The organism is Streptomyces sp. NPDC057623, assembly GCF_042800355.1.
Taxonomy (GTDB): Bacteria; Actinomycetota; Actinomycetes; order Streptomycetales; family Streptomycetaceae; genus Streptomyces.
The window spans coordinates 75,577-93,698 of record NZ_JBHVGZ010000028.1 but is presented as its reverse complement, the minus strand read 5'-3'; the positions used below and the strand labels follow the sequence as shown (position 1 = coordinate 93,698).

16 protein-coding genes are annotated in these 18,122 nt (G+C 72.4%); 8 read left to right on the top strand and 8 right to left on the bottom strand.

The window, feature by feature from the left end:
- The first annotated feature begins 32 nt into the window (after positions 1-32).
- From ACFU95_RS26585 to ACFU95_RS26570, 4 genes are all read left to right on the top strand, one after another.
- On the top strand, positions 33-830 hold the full coding sequence (locus ACFU95_RS26585; protein ID WP_383832068.1) for an AraC family transcriptional regulator: 798 nt from the start codon (positions 33-35) through the stop codon (positions 828-830).
- 94 nt (positions 831-924) lie between these two features.
- Entirely contained in the window at positions 925-1,338 is a 414-nt protein-coding gene (locus tag ACFU95_RS26580; protein ID WP_383832066.1) for a hypothetical protein, read from the top strand.
- On the top strand, positions 1,335-1,793 hold the full coding sequence (locus ACFU95_RS26575; RefSeq protein ID WP_383832064.1) for a peroxiredoxin: 459 nt from the start codon (positions 1,335-1,337) through the stop codon (positions 1,791-1,793). Before ACFU95_RS26580 ends, ACFU95_RS26575 begins: the two co-directional genes overlap by 4 nt.
- A gap of 98 nt (positions 1,794-1,891) precedes the next feature.
- Positions 1,892-4,228 carry a SpoIIE family protein phosphatase gene (locus ACFU95_RS26570; RefSeq protein ID WP_383832123.1) on the top strand — a complete coding sequence of 779 codons (2,337 nt, stop codon included), beginning with the start codon at positions 1,892-1,894 and terminating at the stop codon, positions 4,226-4,228.
- Here ACFU95_RS26570 and ACFU95_RS26565 read toward each other — a convergent pair whose 3' ends face one another.
- The 3 genes from ACFU95_RS26565 to ACFU95_RS26555 all read right to left on the bottom strand — a co-directional run bounded on the left by ACFU95_RS26565 (position 4,229) and on the right by ACFU95_RS26555 (position 6,272).
- Positions 4,229-4,663: a cupin domain-containing protein gene (locus ACFU95_RS26565; protein ID WP_383832062.1), complete on the bottom strand. Its 435-nt coding sequence runs from the start codon at positions 4,661-4,663 to the stop codon at positions 4,229-4,231.
- A 111-nt stretch (positions 4,664-4,774) separates the two neighbouring features.
- Complete coding sequence (locus ACFU95_RS26560) at positions 4,775-5,386, bottom strand: DNA polymerase ligase N-terminal domain-containing protein (RefSeq protein ID WP_383832060.1); 612 nt, start codon at positions 5,384-5,386, stop codon at positions 4,775-4,777.
- Positions 5,387-5,441: 55 nt separating this feature from the next.
- Positions 5,442-6,272 (bottom strand): aldo/keto reductase, encoded by an 831-nt coding sequence (locus ACFU95_RS26555; RefSeq protein WP_383832059.1) that lies wholly within the window; start codon positions 6,270-6,272, stop codon positions 5,442-5,444.
- A 95-nt stretch (positions 6,273-6,367) separates the two neighbouring features.
- On the opposite strand from ACFU95_RS26555, the gene ACFU95_RS26550 reads away from it, so the two are divergent.
- Positions 6,368-7,432: a LacI family DNA-binding transcriptional regulator gene (locus ACFU95_RS26550; protein WP_383832121.1), complete on the top strand. Its 1,065-nt coding sequence runs from the start codon at positions 6,368-6,370 to the stop codon at positions 7,430-7,432.
- Here the strand turns inward: ACFU95_RS26550 and ACFU95_RS26545 are convergent.
- From ACFU95_RS26545 to ACFU95_RS26530, 4 genes are read right to left on the bottom strand one after another with little or no spacing between them, the layout of a single operon-like run.
- Complete coding sequence (locus ACFU95_RS26545; RefSeq protein ID WP_383832057.1) at positions 7,395-8,798, bottom strand: glycoside hydrolase family 32 protein; 1,404 nt, start codon at positions 8,796-8,798, stop codon at positions 7,395-7,397. The two genes, ACFU95_RS26550 and ACFU95_RS26545, sit on opposite strands and share 38 nt — an antisense overlap.
- Positions 8,795-9,649 (bottom strand): carbohydrate ABC transporter permease, encoded by an 855-nt coding sequence (locus ACFU95_RS26540; RefSeq protein ID WP_383832055.1) that lies wholly within the window; start codon positions 9,647-9,649, stop codon positions 8,795-8,797. Before ACFU95_RS26540 ends, ACFU95_RS26545 begins: the two co-directional genes overlap by 4 nt.
- A 16-nt stretch (positions 9,650-9,665) precedes the next feature.
- Positions 9,666-10,619, bottom strand: a complete 954-nt coding sequence (locus ACFU95_RS26535) for a carbohydrate ABC transporter permease (protein ID WP_383832053.1) — start codon at positions 10,617-10,619, stop codon at positions 9,666-9,668.
- The gene (locus ACFU95_RS26530) at positions 10,616-12,025 is read right to left on the bottom strand and encodes an extracellular solute-binding protein (protein WP_383832051.1); all 1,410 of its coding nucleotides are present in this window, start codon (positions 12,023-12,025) and stop codon (positions 10,616-10,618) included. Before ACFU95_RS26530 ends, ACFU95_RS26535 begins: the two co-directional genes overlap by 4 nt.
- Positions 12,026-12,271: 246 nt before the next feature.
- Between ACFU95_RS26530 and ACFU95_RS26525 the strand changes: the two genes are divergently transcribed.
- On the top strand, positions 12,272-13,858 hold the full coding sequence (locus tag ACFU95_RS26525) for a glycoside hydrolase family 32 protein (protein ID WP_383832049.1): 1,587 nt from the start codon (positions 12,272-12,274) through the stop codon (positions 13,856-13,858).
- Positions 13,859-13,973: 115 nt separating this feature from the next.
- Positions 13,974-14,948: a TauD/TfdA dioxygenase family protein gene (locus ACFU95_RS26520; protein WP_383832047.1), complete on the top strand. Its 975-nt coding sequence runs from the start codon at positions 13,974-13,976 to the stop codon at positions 14,946-14,948.
- 43 nt (positions 14,949-14,991) lie between these two features.
- On the opposite strand, the gene ACFU95_RS26515 is transcribed toward ACFU95_RS26520, so the two are convergent.
- Positions 14,992-15,870 (bottom strand): alpha/beta fold hydrolase, encoded by an 879-nt coding sequence (locus tag ACFU95_RS26515; RefSeq protein WP_383832045.1) that lies wholly within the window; start codon positions 15,868-15,870, stop codon positions 14,992-14,994.
- An 86-nt stretch (positions 15,871-15,956) separates the two neighbouring features.
- Between ACFU95_RS26515 and ACFU95_RS26510 the strand changes: the two genes are divergently transcribed.
- Positions 15,957-17,993, top strand: coding sequence for a BTAD domain-containing putative transcriptional regulator (locus tag ACFU95_RS26510; protein ID WP_383832043.1), 2,037 nt, complete (start codon positions 15,957-15,959; stop codon positions 17,991-17,993).
- The last annotated feature ends 129 nt before the right edge of the window (positions 17,994-18,122 follow it).

Sequence of the window (18,122 nt, the reverse complement as noted above, 5' to 3'; positions counted from 1 at the left end):
CGCCTGGCCCGCTTCCGATAAACTGCCTGGTTGTGTCGAACATCCGCCACACCCCGATCGCCCCGACCCGCGCTCAGGTCCTGGCCGCCGGTGAACGCATCGACGCGCACCGGCACGACGACCACCAGATCGTCTACGCGGACTCCGGCGTCCTCGCCGTCACCACCGACGCCGGTACCTGGTTCGCACCCGGCAACCGCGCCATCTGGGTCCCCGCCGGCACCGTCCACGCGCATCGCGCCCACGGCCGGCTGGACCTGCACCTGGTCGGGCTGCCCGCCGACGACGACCCTGCCCCGGACTCCGTCCGGGGGTACCCCCGTCTCGCTTCGCTCGGCCTGGACGCCCCCACCGTCCTCGCCGTCGATCCGCTCCTGCGCGAGCTGATCCTCGCCCATACCCGCGACCCGGCCGACGACACCCCCGAGCGGCGCCGCCTGCTCGCCGTCCTGTGCGACCGGCTGCGGGCGTCACCGCAGCAGCCCCTGCGCCTGCCCACCCCCACGGACCCACGCCTGGCCGAGGTCTGCGCACTCGTCCACGCCGACCCCGCCGACCCCCGCACCCTCTCCGCGCTCGGCGCCGCGACCGGCGCGGGCGAGCGCACGCTCAGCCGGCTCTTCCGCAGCGAGTTCGGCATGACCTTCCCGCAGTGGCGCACCCAGTCGCGCCTCTATCACGCGCTGAGGCTGCTCGCCGAGGACATCCCCGTCACCACCGTCGCCCACCGCTGCGGCTGGTCCTCCGCCAGTGCCTTCATCGACGTCTTCCGCCGCTCCTTCGGCTACACGCCCGGAACCCACAACCGCCGCCCGCACCAGGCCCGATGAACCGGCAGGGGGCGGGTGGCGGGCCGCTGCCTACCCTCCGGTAGCATCCGGCGGCAGGCCGTCCAAGAAGGAGCAGGCCGTCCAAGGAGGATCCGTGCCACGGTCCCAACGCTCACCCCTGCTGCTCGCCGGCCTGCTGGCCACCGCGGGTGTCGCCCTCCCCCATAGCCTTAAGGGCATGGGCGGTACCCCCATCGCCGTCCCCCGCCAGTTCGACGCGACCGTGCCGCGCGCCCTGCCGGGCAAGGCCCGGACCTGGACGTACGCCAGCGGCGTCGCCGAACTCGCGCTGGCGGCGGGTCTGGCATCGCCCCGCACCCGCAAGGCCGCCGCGCTGGCCACAGCGGCGTTCTTCGTCGGTGTGTTCCCCGCGAACGTGAAGACGGCAGCCGACCGGCGGCACCGCCCGACCCCGCAGAAGGCCGCCGCCTTCGGCCGGCTGCCGCTCCAGATCCCCCTCGTGCTCTGGGCGCGGGGCGTAGCGAAGAACGCGGAGGGCCGGGCATGAGCGCACAGCTGAAGGTCGGCGACAAGGTCGAGGACTTCTCACTGGCCGACGAGACGGGCACCGGCCGCAGCCTCACCGAGCTGCTCGCCGAGGGGCCGGTGGTGCTCTTCTTCTACCCCGCCGCCCTCACCCCGGGCTGCACCGCGGAGGCCTGCCACTTCCGGGATCTCGCCGCCGAGTTCGCCGCCGTCGGGGCACGGCCCGTGGGGATCAGCGGTGACGCGGTCGAACGCCAGCAGGAGTTCGCCGACCGCCACACGCTCGGCATGACCCTGCTCTCCGACGCCGACGGGTCGGTCCGCGAGCGGTTCGGCGTGGCACGCGGCTTCTCGCTGGCCCCCACCAAGCGGGTCACCTTCGTCATCGGACAGGACCGCACGGTCCTGGAGGTCGTCCGCAGCGAACTGCGGATGAACACCCACGCCGACCGGGCCCTCGCCGCGCTGCGCAAGTGAGCCGACGGCCCCACCGGCCCGACCGGTGGGGCCGGACGGGCGTAACCCTCGGGGCGTCGCGGTTGATGCGGTGCCGTGAAGGACTCATGCTGGACGACATGGAGCGCGTCTCCGCCGTGGCGATCCTCGACGCCCAGGGTGTGGTCAAGGGGTGGAGCGAGGGTGCCCGGCAGCTCACCGGCCGTACGGCCGAGGAGGCCGTGGGCCGGCCCGCCCGGGACCTGCTCGCCGAGGAACCGTCGCCCGCCGACCTGGCCGCGCTGACCGGCACCGTCGTCCTGCTTCATCACGACGGCTCGCAGGTACCCCTGGCCCTGCGGGCGCACGCCGTGCTGACCGCGGACGGCGCACCCGACGGCTACATGGTCACCGGCGAACCCCCCGGCGCTCCGGAGCCGGGTCTGGGCGAGCGGGCCTTCCAGCAGGCCTCGATGTCGATGTCGGTCTTCGACACCCAGCAGCGCTATCTGCGGCTCAACGACGCCGCCTGCCAGGTGATGGGCGTGCCGGAGGACGTGCTGATCGGCCGGCACTTCCCGGAGACCGTGGAGGACGCCGAGCACAGCCGCGGCTTCCACTGGCATCTGCGCCAGGTCGCCGAGACCGGCAGACCCGTCCGCTACGAGAGCTTCACCGGAGCCCCGGCCCTCAACCGGGAGCACGCCTGGAGCATCGAGATGTGGCCGGTACGGGACGCCGACGGCAAGATCCTGGGCACGTCCCTGGCGGCGTTCGACAGCTCCGACCAGTACTGGGCGCGGCAGCGGCTGGCCCTGCTGAACGAGGCGGCCGCCGCCATCGGCACCACCCTGGACGTGGTGCGCACCGCGGAGGAACTGATCGGGATCGTGGTGCCCCGGTTCGCCGACTTCGCCAGCGTGGACCTGTTCGACTGGGTCCTGGGCGCGGAGGAGCCACCGGCCCTGGCCGGCACGGACATCGCGCTGCGCCGGGTCGCCCACGGTTCCGGCACCGAGGGCACCCCGGAAGCCGCCGTACACCTGGGTGAGGTGGACTACTACCCGCCGTTCTCGCCGCCCGCGCGGGCGATTCTCGAAAGCCGGGTGCTGCAGAGCCAGGCGGGCGAGCCGGCCTTCATGCGGTGGATCGCGGAACGCGACGCCCGGGCCCCGGAGGGCCGGCGGCACCGTGTGGGCGCCCACACGATGATGGCGGTGCCGCTGCGGGCCCGCGGCACCACCCTCGGCGTCGCCGTGGCCGTACGCATCAGACAGTCGGACGACTACGGCGAGGACGACGCCGTGTTCGCCGAGGAACTCGCCAGCCGGGCCGCCGTCTGCATCGACAACGCCCGCCGCTTCGCCCGCGAGCGCACCACCGCGCTGGCCCTCCAGCACAACCTGCTGCCCCGGGGCCTGCCCGGACAGGCGGCCGTCGAGGTGGCCCACCGCTACCGGCCGTCCGGATCGCAGGCCGGAATCGGCGGCGACTGGTTCGACGTGATCCCGCTGTCCGGCGGACGCGTCGCCCTCGTCGTCGGTGACGTCGTCGGACACGGCATCCCGTCGTCGGCCACCATGGGGCGCCTGTGCACGGCCGTACGCACCCTCGCCGACGTGGACCTGCCGCCCGACGAACTCCTCACCCACCTCGACGACCTGGTCACCCACCTCGCCGGGGACGACAGCGACGAGGTCGCCGAACTGGGCGCCACCTGTCTCTACTCCGTCTACGACCCCGTCACCCGCCGCCTCAGCCTCGCCGCCGCCGGTCACCCGCCGCCCGCCCTGGTGCTGCCCGACGGCACCACACAGGTCATCGAGATGAGCGCCGGACCCCCGCTCGGCGTCGGCGGGCTGCCCTTCGAGGCGGTGGAGGTGGAGCTGCCCGAGGACTCGCTGGTCGCCCTGTACACGGACGGTCTCATCGAGGACCGCGACCGGGACATCGACCACGCCACCGCCGAACTGTGCCGCGCGCTGACCGCGCCCGCCGAATCCCTCGACGCCCTGTGCGACACCGTTCTGAAGGCCGTGCTGCCGGAGGACCCCAGCGACGACGTGGCGCTGCTGCTGGCCCGCACCCGGGTCCTGGGCGCGGACCGCATCGCCACCTGGGACGTCCTGCCCGACCCCGAGCACGTGGCCGCCACCCGACAGGCCGCCACCGACCAACTGACCGCGTGGGGACTGGACGAGGCGGCCTTCGTCACCGAACTCGTCGTCAGCGAACTCGTCACCAACGCCATCCGGTACGGCTCCCCGCCCATCCAGCTCCGCCTGATCCGCGACCGCACTCTCATCTGCGAGGTCTCCGACGGCAGCTCCACCTCCCCGCATCTGCGCCGGGCCCACGCCTTCGACGAGGGCGGCCGCGGCCTGCTGCTCGTCGCCCAGCTCACCCAGCGCTGGGGCAGCCGGCAGACCGGCAGCGGCAAGACGATCTGGGCGGAACAGCCGCTGCCGCCGACGTGATCACTCGAACGGGCAGCCCGGGTTGGGCACGTCCTCCGAGAAGGGCGCGCCGTGCGGGAGTATGTACAACACCTCCAGGACGAGCGTGCTGTCGCCCAGGTTCCGGCCGAGGTGGACGTCGCCGGGCCCGCCCGGCTCGCGCACCACGGTGCCCTTCGGATAGACCCCGTCGACGGCGCAGTCGGGGTGGTAGTGGGTGAGCGTGCCCTGCTGCACGTAGCCGTACACGGGACCGTCGTGGTAGTGCCAGCCGGTGGCCTGGCCGGGCGGCACCGTGACCTCTCGCACCACGTAGTCGGTGTCGCCCACGGTGGTCTGGCTGATGGTCCGGCCGGTGACTCCGGGGCCCGGGGGTGTCGCGTGGGCGGGTCCGCCGACGAGGACGGTGGCGGCGACCACGGCGCCGGATACGGCGGTGCGGAGCGCGGTGCGCATACGAGGGGCCTCCTGAGGCGAGAGCAGTCGTCGCCGTGAACATAGAGGCAGGGAACGGCGGTTGAAGGCGGAACCAGAACATCCGCCGAATTCACCGCCGCCCCGACACGTTCACCCCTCGTCGCCGTCGGCCGCGACCTGGCCGAGGGTACGGCCGGTCCGCACCGAACGGGCCCGGTGCGGGTCGGGCGTGCGGTGCCCGTGCGCCCGGCCCTTGCCGGCCTTCACCAGCAGCCACGCCTCCCGCTCACCGTCGAGCCCGTCGCGAAACCGGGTGAGCGCGTACTCGCCGTGCAGCTTCGACCCGCTCAGCCGGAACGTGGCGTGACCGCGCTCGATCGACTCACCGAAGTCGACGGGCCGCCCCTCGCGGTCATGGCTCATCGGCTCGTACGTCCCGTTGTCCCAGACGATCACCGTGCCGCCCCCGTACTCGCCCTTCGGGATCACACCCTCGAACTCCTCGTACTCCAGCGGATGATCCTCCGTGGGCATGGCCAGCCGCTTGTCCTGGGGATCGCCGGACGGCCCCTTCGGCACCGACCAGGACTTCAGTACGTCCTCGACCTGAAGCCGGAAGTCGAAGTGCAGGGTGCGGGCGTCATGGATCTGCACCACGAACCGCGGCTGCGCCCCGGAGGTGTCCGCGCTCCCCTCCGGCTCTCGCGTCCGCCCGAAGTCACGCTTGCCGCGGTAGTCCCGCAACCGGTCCCTCTCACCCACGAGCGCCTCCTTCCCGGGCGCCCCGAGTACCCGCGGGGGCGCCCGCGACGCGCGGTCAGAACTCCTCGTGCACCTCGGGGTGCCCACCGAGACGCCGGTGGGCGCGGTCCGCGACCGCCGTCATCTGGGCAGGGCTCAGCTCGAACCCGAAGACGTCGAGGTTGGCGCGCTGCCGGCCGGGATCGCCCGACTTCGGGATGGCGACGGCGCCCAGCTGGACATGCCAGCGCAGGACGACCTGGCCGGGTGTCACCCCGTGCGCCTCGGCGACCGCGCCGACCACGGGGTCGTCCAGCAGGTCCGTGCCCCGGCCGAGGGGGCTCCAGCTCTCGGTCAGGATGCCCCGGTCGGAATGGAAGGCGCGCAGCTCGGCCTGCGGGAAGAGGGGGTGCAGCTCGATCTGGTTGACGGAGGGCAGGACCCCGGTCTCCTTCCCCAGCCGCTCGATGTGCCCGGCCGTGAAGTTGGAGACGCCGACCGACCGGACGAGGCCGTCCTCCCGCAGCTTGATCATGGCCTTCCAGGAGTCCACGTACTTGTCGACGCGGGGGAGCGGCCAATGGATCAGGTAGAGATCCACGTAGTCCAGGCCGAGACGCGCGCGGGACTCCTCGAACGAGGCGAGGGTCTCCTCGTAGCCGTGGTGCCGGCCGGGGAGCTTCGTCGTCACGACCACCTGCTCGCGCGGGACGCCACCGCGGGCGATGCCGCGGCCGACGCCGGTCTCGTTGCGGTAGTTCGTCGCCGTGTCGACGAGGCGGTAGCCCAGCTCCAGGGCGTCGCGAACCGCCTGCTCCGCCTGCGTGTCGTCCATCGGCCAGGTACCCAGGCCGATGGCGGGGATCGTCGTACCGTCGTTGAGCGTGTGCAGCGGAATGCTGATCACTGTCCGACCTTCCCTCGACTGTGCCGTACACCCAGCGTCACGGATAGGGTGAGGATCGATCAACCGGACGGGTGGGGATGAGGGCAGCGGACGGCATGGGCGGCACCGAGGAGAAGCAGCCGGCGGGATCCGGCCGGCCCACGTCACGCGACGTCGCCCGGCTCGCCGGGGTGTCGCACACCGCCGTCTCCTTCGTCTTCAACGGACGCGCCGAGGGCAACCTCTCACCCGCCACCCAGGAACGCATCCGCCAGGCGGCCGCCCAGCTCGGCTACCGGCCCGACCCCGTCGCCCGCGGCCTGCGCCGCCGCCGTACGGCCGTGATCGGCCTGGTCACCGACGAGATCGCCTCCTCACCCTTCGCCGGCCGGCTGCTGCGCGGCGCCATGGAGACCGCCTGGGACAGCGAGCACCTCGTCCTGACCATCGACTCCGGCGGCGACCCGGCCAAGGAGGACGCGGCCGTCGCCGAACTCCTGGACCGGCGCGTGGACGGGATCATCTACGCGGCCATGTCGCTGCGCCGGGTCCGCGTCCCCGAGGGCCTGCACCGTACCCACTCCGTCCTCGCCAACTGCCTGCCCGAGGACGACTCGCTGCCCGCCGTCATCCCCGCCGAGCGCGCCGGCGGCCGTACGGCCGCCAGGCTGCTGCTGGAGAAGGGGCACCGCCGGGTCGCCATGGTGGGCGGCCAGGACGACCTCGCCTCCCTCGACCGCCTGCGCGGCTTCCGGGACACGCTGCGCGCCGAGGGGATCACCGTCCCCAAGGAGTGGGTCGTCCGCACCGGCGGCGAGATCGCCGGCGGGTACGAGGGCGCGATGCGCGTCCTCGACGGCGCCCCCGCCGACCGGCGCCCCACCGGTGTCTTCTGCTACAACGACCGGGTCGCGGCCGGCGTCCTGCACGCCGCGACCCGGCTCGGCATCACCGTCCCCGGCGACCTCTCGGTGGTCGGCTACGACGACCAGGAACACATGGCCGAGTTCCTCACCCCGCCCCTCACCAGCGTCGCGCTGCCCCACCGGGCGATGGGCGACGCGGCAGCGCGGTTGCTCCTCGACGCGATCGAAACGGGCCGGACGCCGCCCGCGACGGTACGGCGTCTGGCGTGCCCCGTGATCAGTCGTGCGTCGGTGGGACCAGCTCCCAGCCGGTGACCGTGGCCCCGGGGCCGCCCGACACGACGAGCTCGGGCACGTCGTCCGGGCGCCGGTAGACCCGCTCGGTGACCGTCGCCCGATCGCCGACGAACAGCTCGAACAGCGAGCCGTCCACGAGGATCCGCACCTCGCCGGCCGGCGCCCGCACCACGATCGGCGCCGAACCCTCGGGTCCGGTCCGTGGCCAGTCGCCCCGGTCGAGCGTCACGGTGCCCTCGTCCGGGTCCAGGACGACCGTCAGCGCCGCGCCCGAGGCGGACCGCAGCAGGCTCACGGTGGTGCGGCCGGACGCGGTGACGGTCAGGTCGTACGCCTGCGGGAGCGGAGCGTGTCGCCCCGGCTCCGTGACGAACGGCTCGGCCGCGCGCAGCAGTGCGAGCTCCGGCGCCGGTACGACCCGCGGGGTCCCGTCCGGGTGCACGTCCACGACCCTCGGCGCCGTGAGCACCCCGGCCCACCCCGCCCGGTCGATCTCGCCCTGCTCGCGAGCCTCCCACGACCAGCCCCACAGCAACGCCCGGTCGGGTTCCTGGAGTACGGCGGGGGCGTAGAAGTCCCGCCCGTGGTCGAGCCGCCCACCGGCACGGGGCGAGAAGCGCAACCCGCCCTCACCGTACGGTTGCAGACGTCCCGTCAGATAGCCGGTGCTGCACGGGTCCCCGTCCCACAGCGACAGCACCAGCACCCAGTCCCCGCCCCGCGTCGCGTACAGCTGCGGGCACTCCCAGCCCACCGCCTTGTCGCCGAAGGCATCCGCCGCGACCGGGTCGTCGCCGTCCAGGAGCACACCCGCGAACCGCCAGTCGGTCAGGTCGTCGCAGTCGTACAGCAGCACCGACGGCGTCCCGTCGGCATGCCCCGCGCCGACCAGCGCCCAGCGGTGCCCGCCGCTCCCGAACACGAACGGGTCGCGGAACATCACCACGTCCAGGTCGGCGGGCGGACCGGCCACGGCCGGCGTCGGCAGCGGCTTCCAGTCGGTGAGCGTCTCGTCCTGCGGAACCACGGCCCGTGCCAGGCAGATCGCGCCGAGGCCGACGTGGTGGCGGTCGACGCCCGTGTACACCGCGGTCGGTACACCGTCGTCGTCGACCACGCACCCCGACCAGCACCCCGCCTCGTCCGGGCCGCCGGGCGTCGGGGTGAGCGCGATCGGATGGTGCTCCCACTCCACGAGGTCGGCGCTGGAGACGTGCCCCCAGTGGACGTTCGCGTGCACGGGAGCGGCGGGATTGTGCTGGTAGAAGAGGTGGTACCGGTCCCGCCAGCGGAAGGGCCCGTTGGGGTCGTTGATCCAGTTGGCGGGGGGACGGACCCGGAAGCGCGGGGCGCCGGGGTCCGTGGACGGAGCGGTCAGGCTCAACGGTTGACTCCTGCGGACGTGATGCCCTCACGCAGAGGGCGCTGGCCGACGACGAACACGGCGACGGCGGGGATCATGGAGAGGACGACGCCGGCGAGCACCACCGAGATGGAGCCGGTACCCAGGTTCCCCTGGAGGGAGACCAGGCCCAGGGGGAGTGTGTAGTTCTGGTTGGAGGTCTCCAGGATCAGTGGGCGGAAGAACTCGTTCCAGTGGTAGTTGAAGGCCAGCACGCCGACGATCGCGAGGCCCGGCGCGGCCAGCGGGGCGTACACGGACCGGAAGGTCCGCCAGGGCCCGCAGCCGTCCAGCATCGCCGCCTCGCCCAGGTCCTTGGGCATGCCGAGGAAGTACTGGCGCATCAGGAAGGTCCCGAACGCGGTCGGGAAGGCCGGGATGATCAGACCCAGCAGGGTGTCGGTCAGGCCCATCGACTTCAGCACCAGGAACACCGGCACGATCGTGACCTGCAGCGGCACCATCATGGTCGCCAGGACCAGCCCGAACAGCGGCTTCTTGAAGCGGAATTCGAGGCGGGCGAAGGCGTACCCGGCCAGGCCCGCCGTGATCATCTGGCCCACCGCGATCAGCGCCGTCACCAGCGTGGAGTTCAGGGCGAGCAGCCAGACGTCGATCTGGTCGAAGGCCCCGCTGTACGCCTCCAGGGACGGATCCGTCGGGATGATCTTCGGCGGCAGGTCGATGGCCTCGGCCGGAGTGCGCAGCGAGGTGGAGACGGTCCAGATGACCGGGCCCAGCGTCAGCAGCGCGCACACGGCCAGCGCGGCGATCCGGGCCCAGGGGGCGAGCGAGTGCCGGGTTCGGCTCAGGGACAGGGTTGCTTGGCTCATGGAGGACTCACCCGGCTCACTGGTAGTGGACGAAACGCCGGCTGAGCCGGAACTGGAGGGCGGTGACCGCCATGATCAGCACGAACAGCAGCACACCCACCGCCGAGGCCTCACCGAAGCGGAGCTGTTCGAAGGCGTCCTCGTAGATGACCATCACGACGGTGCGGGTGGCGTCGCCGGGGCCGCCGCTGGTGAGGACGTATGGCTGCTCGAAGACCTGGAGTGCGTTGATGATGCCGACCACCGACGCGACCAGCAGCGTGGGGGACAGCAGCGGCAGCGTGACGTTCAGGTGCTTGCGCAGACCGGTCGCGCCGTCCAGGGAGGCGGCCTCGTGGATCTCCTTGGGGATGTTGTTCAGTCCTCCGACGAACAGCAGGAACGAGAACCCGAACTGCTGCCACACGTAGACCAGGATCACCGTGGCCATCGCCGCGTTCTCGGACGTCAGCCAGGGCACCGGGGCGATCCCGACCAGCCCGAGCATCCAGTTCACGATCCCGAAGTCCTGGTTGAACAGGTACTTCATCACCACCGAGATCGACGCGGCGGACAGCACCAGCGGGAAGAAGAACGCCGACCGGAACACCGAGCGCAGCCACACCGGCATCCGCCCGTTCACCGTCAGGGCCAGCGCCAGGGCGATCAGCAGTTGCAGTGCGACCGCGAACACCATGAAGACCAGCGTGTTGCCGAAGGAGACCAGCACCGTCGAATCGGTGAAGACCTCCCGGTAGTTGGCGGCCCCGGCGAAGCTCGGGTCGTCGATCACGTTCCAGTGGAAGAGGCTCAGCACCACCGAGCCGACGATCGGGACGACCGTGAAGACGACGATGCCGACGATCGTCGGCGCCAGGAACAGCGTGGCGAGCAGCCGGGTGCCGCGGTCGCGGGCGGAGCCACGGGGCTCGGGGGCCGGGGGCGTGGCCGGCTGTCGCGGCCGTACGGCCGGTATCTGGGTGTTCGTCATACCTCACGCTCCATGGCCTTCTCCAGGTCGCGCTGCATCCGGCGCAGCGCGGGAGCCACCGTGCGCCGCGACGCCAGCGCGGTACCGGTGTGCTTGATCAGCACCTGCTCGAACTCGGCGACCTGCGGCGGCGCCGGGATCGGCCCGGTGTCGGGGAACTTGTCGAGGGTGTCGTAGAAGACCTGCCAGTGGTCCGGGCCGGTCTCGCGGTAGCGGTCGGCCGTCAGCATCGAACGGCGTGCCGGAGTGGTCTGGTTGGTCTTGAACAGCCGCGTCAGGGTGTCCTTGCGGGCGGCGTACTTGATGAACTCCCAGGCTTCCTGCTGTCGCTTCGAGGTGCGCAGCAGCGCGTAGCCCGCGGCGCCGTACTGCATGCGCTGGGTGCGCCAGCGCGGGAAGTACTGCGCGTCGAAGCCGTCCGCGCGCATGCCGGCCTGGTGGAGGCCGCCCGCCCAGAAGCCGCCGGCCGGGGTGACGCCGACCCGTCCGGTGGAGAACACGCCGATGAGGTTCTGGCCGTTGCCGCCCTCGGGCCGGGTGCACAGCCCCTCCTGGACGAGGGAGGCGAGATAGTCGTACGCCTCCTCCACCCGTGCGTCCGTGGCCTGCGGGGTCGTCCACCGGAAGCCGCCCCCGCGCCCCTGGCGTGCGGCGGCCGGGTAGAAGGAGTCCCACAGCCAGCCGCCGCCCGGCGCCTTGGACTCGCTGAGCAGGTTGGTGTCGTTGGCGAACAGCCAGGGCACCACGCCGCCCCACAGGCGGTTGGTCCAGAAGTACGGCGTGAACTGGGAGCCGCTGGACTTCTTCATGTCCCGCATCAGCGCGGTGAAGTCGTCGCGGGTCCAGTCGGCCGCCGGGAAGTCCGCCCCCGCCCGCTTCAGGACCTGGTTGTTGAGGTACATGTCGGCCGCGTTGAACTCGACCGGCAGCTGGTAGAGGCTCCCCTCGTACATCATCGACTCCACCAGCGAGGGATGGACGTCGGCGAAGTACTCGCGCAGCTCCTCGGCGTCCCGCTTCACCCAGTCGTCCAGCGGGACCCCGAGGCGCTGCGCGAACAGCTGGACGCCTTCGGTGGCGACGTACACGAGGTCGGGCGCGGTGCCCGCCGCGATCTGGGTGAGGATCTTCGCGAAGAAGTCCGACCAGTCGACGGCCTGCACGGCGTTGATACGGAGCTTGATGTCGGGGTGGACCTCCTTGAAGCCCTCCGTGAGGGTGCGGATGGCCTCCGGCCCGTAGGCGGGGCCCAGGGTGGCGACGACGAGGGAGCCGTCGTCGCGGCCGGGTATGTCGGCTCCGGTGAGCCGGTCCCAGCTCGCGGCGGTGCCGGCCAGCGCGGCGGCTCCCGCGCCGTAGGCGCCGTACCGCAGGAGGGTGCGGCGGTTGAGGTTCGAGTCGGTCATCTGAACGGGCCTAACTCGTGTTAGTCAGAATCTGATGCCCAGATGATGTGAAGGCCATCGCGGCCCTGTCAAGAGTCGTGAACGGCTTGACCTTTAACGAGTTAGGCCTCACAGTTCCGATCCAGGTCGACCGGTCCGGGATTGAACGACTCCGGTTCCGGTGGGCCGTCCGGATCCGGTTCGCATCCGGTACGGATCTCCATGAGCCGCAGTCCTGACGACGTCGTCAGGGAAAGGAGCCTCGTCATGCGTGGTATATCCGGCATACCCGGAATATCCAGGAGGTCGCTGTTCATCGCCTCGGCCGTGGGCGCGGCCGGCGCCTTACTTCCCGCCGGTTCGAGATCCGCGTCGGCGGCGTCAGCGCCCTCCGCGTCCACCACGGCTGCCGCCTGCACCGGAAGCTACCGTGCCGAGTACCACTTCACGGTCCCCGACCAGTGGATGAACGACCCGCAGCGGCCGGTGTGGATCGACGGTGAGTACCACTACTACTACCTCTACAACCCCGACTACTCGACGGGCGGCACGTCCGCGGGCACGGCCTGGCGCCTGGCGACCAGCACCGACCTGGTGTCCTTCACCGACCGCGGGATCGCCGTGCCGAAGGACACCACACCCAACGGCGACGTCTGGTCCGGCTCGGCGGTGGTCGACACCGGCAACACGGCGGGCTTCGGCGCGGGCGCGGTGATCGTCCTCGCCACCATGGCGCCCGGCGACGGCGCCCAGGCGCAGTACCTGTACTACTCCACCGACGGCGGCCGTACGTTCACCAACCACGGCACCGCCCCGGTCCTGGCCAACCCCGGCGTCCGGGACTTCCGCGACCCCAAGGTCATCCGCGACGAGGAACGCGGGCGCTGGGTGATGGCCCTCGCCGAGAACGACAAAGTGGGCTTCTACCACTCCGCCGACCTCAAGTCGTGGACGTACGTCGGCGGCTTCATCAAGGGCGGCATCGGCGTGCTGGAGTGCCCGGACCTGTTCCGCATCCGGGCGGCGGACGGCACCTGGAAGTGGGTGCTGGGGGTGAGCGCCAACGGGAAGGGATCCGGGCTGCCGAGCACGTACGCCTACTGGACGGGGTCCTTCGACGGCACCACGTTCACACCCGACCTGAGCGACCCGCAGTGGCTCGACCGCGGCTGGGACTGGTACGCCGCCGTCACCTTCGAGAAGCGGAACGCCGGCGGCACGCTCGACCCGGCGGCAAGGTACGCCATCGGCTGGCTGAACCACTGGGACTACGCGGGCACCACGCCCACGATGGAGTGCGACGGCTTCAACGGCACCGACTCGATCGTCCGCGAGGTCACGCTGCGGCGGGCGACGGACGGCACGTACTACCTGGCCTCCCAGCCGGTCGCCGGTCTCGACGCCCATGTCTCCCGCACGGTCGACCTCGGCGACCTGGAGGTCGACGGGAGCCTCCTGCTCGACTACTCGGGCACCGCGTACGAGGTGTCCACCGAGATCACCTGGGACCAACTGACCGGCGCGGGGCTGCAGTTGCGGCGCTCCTCCGACGGCGGCCGCCACATCGACGCCGGGATCTACGGCGACTACGCCTTCGTCAACCGCGGATACACCGTGAGCCCCGACAGCACCGGCCGGTGGCAGGAGAGCCGAAGCCCCTTCGACGCGTCCGCGGGCACGGTACGGCTGCGCATCCTGATCGACCGGACGTCCATCGAGATGTTCGTGGACGACGGCCGCTACACGCACTCGACCGAGGTCTTCCCGGATCCGGCCGACACCGGGCTGGCGCTCTTCACGATCGGCGGCACGGCGGTCTTCCGGAACACGGTCATACGGGAGTTCGCGCTCTGACACCTTGCCGCGGCCCGCTCGAGGCCCTGTCGCCATGCCCGCCGAACACTGTCACGATCTTCCTGGAACCGGCTCGGACCGGAGCCGGTGCGGACGGACGACCGACGGAGCGGGCATGACGACGGACAGGGCCACAGCGCACGGAGCGGAGCGGGCCGCGGGGATCGAGGTGCGACCGGCCGCCGGGCACATCGGGGCGGAGATCACGGGCGTCGACCTGGCCGGTGAGCCGGACGACGCCGTGGTCGCCGCCATCCGGGCGGCGGTGCTGCGCTGGAAGGTGGTGTTCTTCCGCGGCCAGCGGCTGGACCACGCCGGGCATGTGGCGTTCGCCCGCCGGTTCGGCGAGCCGGTCGTCCCGCGCAAGCGGGGGAGCGCCTCCCCGGCGGACTTCCCCGAGATCGAGACCACCGCCGACCGGCTGGAGCTGGGCGGGAAGTTCGGCATGGAGCACGACGAGTGGCTGCGGCGCCGCCGCCACACCCTGCTGCGGGGCTGGCACTGCGACCACGGCGCCCGTATCGACCCGCCCGCCGCGACGATCCTGCGCGCCGAGACCGTACCCCCGTACGGCGGCGACACGACCTGGTCCAACCTGGCGGCCGCCTACGCCGGACTCTCCGGCCCGGTGCGGGAGTTCGTGGACGGGCTGCGGGCCGAGCACCGCCTCGGCGTCGGCTACCAGCCCCGTCCCGGCGACGACGCGTACGTCCGTCATCTGCTGGGCCACCAGGTCGCCTCGCTGCATCCGCTGGTGCGCGTCCATCCGGAGACGGGGGAGCGGGTGCTCTACGTCAACGGCTACTACGTCGAGCAGATCGCCGGCCTCTCGCGGGCGGAGAGCCGGGCGATCCTCGACATGCTGCTGGAGCAGGCGGTGCGACCCGAGTACACGGTCCGGTTCCGCTGGGAGCCCGGCAGCGTCGCCTTCTGGGACAACCGGGCCACCATCCACCTCGCCCCGAGCGACAACGCGCACCTCGACTTCCCCCGGACCATGCACCGGGTGATGCTCGCCGGGGACGTACCGGTCGGGGTGGACGGCGAACCGTCGGAGCCGATCACCGGGACCGAACCGGGGCGCTGGTAGGCGACCGCCGGTCCGCCGCCGGTGACCTCACCGCACGCAACGGTCAGCGGGCGAGCAGGTCCCGAAGCGCCTTGGCGATGTCGTCGGGCGCCTCCTCCGCCATGAAGTGACCGCAGGTGACGGTGGTGTGCACCAGATCGGGCGCCCAGGCGCGCCACAGCGCGGTGGCGTCGAAGCCGAGGGCGGCGCCCCAGTCCTGCTGGAGCACACCCACCGGCATCCGGAGCGTGGTGCCGGCCGCCCGGTCGGCCCGGTCGTGCTCGACGTCGATGCCGGCGGAGGCCCGGTAGTCGGCCACGATCGACGGCACGGCCGCACGGCAGGCCGCCAGGTAGGCGGCGCGGACCTCGTCCGGCACGGCCCGCCGGTCGGACGTCCAGAGGTCGAGGAAGTGGCCGAAGAAGTCGTCCGGCGCGGCACTGATCATGCGCTCGGGCAGGCCGGGCGGCTGGGCCATCAGATAGAGGTGGAAGCCGACCGCTGCGGTGACGCCGTGCATCACCTCCCACATGTCCAGGGTCGGCAGGACGTCGAGACACGCCAGGTGGGTGATCGTCCCGGGGTGGTCCAGCGCGGCCCGGAAGGCCACCAGGGCCCCACGGTCGTGCCCGGCCAACGCGAAACGCTCGTGCCCGAGTTCACGGGCGAGCGCCACGATGTCCGCGGCCATGGTCCGCTTGGCGTAGCCGCCGCCGTCGGTCTCGGCCGGTTTGTCGCTGGCGCCGTAGCCGCGCAGGTCGGGGCAGATCACGGTGTGGTCGGCGGCGAGATCGGTGGCCACGTGGCGCCACATCAGGTGGGTCTGCGGGAAGCCGTGCAGCAGGACGACGGGGGCGCCGGCACCGCCTACGGCCGTGTGCAGGGAGATCCCGTCGGCGACGGGAACGCGGTGGTGATCGAAACCGGCGATGACAGGTGTCATGGCTCCGCTCCTTCTCATGTGATGGGGGAGGATTCCGTTCGGGAAGACCGGGTTCCTCGATCCTCCCGGCGGCGGATGAGCGGGTGATGAGCACAGCGGCGGCGCGCGGTGACCCGGGGAGGAGGACGGCGGTGGAGGACGTGGGCGCTGCCTTCGGTGTGCTCGGACCGGTGACGGCCTGGGACGCGGCCGGGAACGCGATCGACCTGAAGGGCCCGAGACACCGCTCTGTCCTGGCCCGGCTGCTCGTCGCCAGGGGCCGTGTCGTGCCCGTCTCCCGCCTGGTCGACGACCTCTGGACGGACGACCGGCCCGCCGACGCCGTGGGCGCCGTACGCACCTTCGTCGCCGCGCTCCGTCGCGCCCTCGAACCCGGCCGCCCGCCCCGCACCCCGGCCCGGCTGCTGGTCACCGACGGCCCGGGGTACGCCCTGCGCACGGCGAAGGACACGGTGGACGCCTGGCGCTTCGAGGACTCCGTCGGCGCCGCCGTGACGTTGCCGCCCAGGGAGGCGACCGTACGGCTGGACGAAGCGCTCGGCTGGTGGCGCGGCCCCGCCTACGCTCAGTTCGCGGAGCAGGCGTGGGCCCGGACCGAGAGCCGCCGCCTGACCGAACTGCGCCTGCACGCCGTGGAACTGCGCGCCGAGACGCTGCTGGCCCTCGGCCTGGCCGACCGGGCCGCCGCGGACCTTCGGGCGCACGCGGCCGAGCACCCCTGGCGGGAGAACGCCTGGCGCCTGCTGGCCCTGGCGCTGTACCGCACGGGCCGTCAGGCCGACGCGCTGGACGTGCTGCGCCGGGCGCGTGCCCTGCTGGCCGGGGAACTCGGCATCGACCCGGGGCCCGGCCTGCGTTCCCTGGAGGCGGACATCCTGCACCAGGCCGACCACCTCGGCGAGGCACGCGACCACTCCGCCGGCCGGGTCTGGGAGCAGGTCGCCGCCGCCTACGACCGCACCGTCGCCCCCGGTGCCCGCGCCCGCCTGGAGTCCACCGCCGGCCTGCTGCGCAACCTCGCCCTGACCGGCGGCAGCGGACTCCCGGCCGCCCGCGAGCACCGGGTCGCCGCCGTCGCGGCCGCCGAGGAACTGGGCGACGCCGAACTGACGGCCCGGGTGATCGGCACCTACGACGTCCCCGCGATCTGGACCCGCCTCGACGACCCGGAACAAGCCGCGCAGGTCGTCGCCGCCGCCGAGCGCACCCTCACCGCCCTCCCCGCCGAGGGCCACCAGGCGGCCAAGTCCGGCCTGCTCGCCACGATCGCGCTGGAGTCGCGCGGCACCCCGCTCGCCAGGGGCCCGCAGGCCGCCCGCCGCGCCGAGGAACTCGCCCGCCGGCTGGACGATCCGGCCCTGCTGGCGTTCGCCCTCAACGCGGCCTTCATGCAGTGCTTCGACCGGACCGGACTGGCGCCGCGACGCGACGAGATCGGCGCGGAACTGGTCGCGCTCTCCGCCCGCCACGGCCTGAGCGCGTTCGAGATCCTCGGCCACCTCGTCCGGCTCCAGGCCCGCGCCGCCCTCGGGGACTTCACAGCCGCCGACCGCCACGCGGCCGCCGCGGACGCACTGGCCGCACGGCACGAACGCCCGCTCGTCGGCGTGTTCACCGGCTGGTACGCCGCCCTGCGGCTGGACGCCACCGGCCGGGCACCCGTGCCGGACGTCGAGGCCGCCTACCGGGACGCGGCCGCCCTGCTGGACGGCGCGGGCATGCCGGGCCTCGCCCACGGCCTGCCGCCGCTCGCGCTGCTGTGCCTGCGCGTGCGGCACGCCCTGCCCCTCGGCTTCGACGAAGACACGGACTGGGGCCCCTACGCCCCCTGGGCCCACCCCCTGCTCCTCCTCGACCAGGGCCGACGTTCCGAGGCCGCCGAGGCCCTCCACGCCACGCCCGAACCGCCCCGCGACCTCCTCCAGGAGGCGCTGTGGTGCCTCACCGCCCGGGCGGCCCTGACCCTCGGCGACCGGACGGCCCTGGCCCGCGCCCGCACCGCCCTCGCCCCGGCGGCGAACGAACTGGCCGGCGCCGCCAGTGGCCTGCTCACACTGGGCCCGGTTTCGGCCTGTCTCGCCGCGATCGCGGCGGCCCTCGGCCGTACGGATGCCGACAACTGATCATTTCGCCGGTGAACCGTTCGACGAGACTCGTCGTCGTACAGGTGAATGATCGACAACGCTCGGCCCGGGTACCGGACTCCGGCAGGGCGCGTCCACGGGCCGGATCCCGTGCGACGAGGAAGGAAA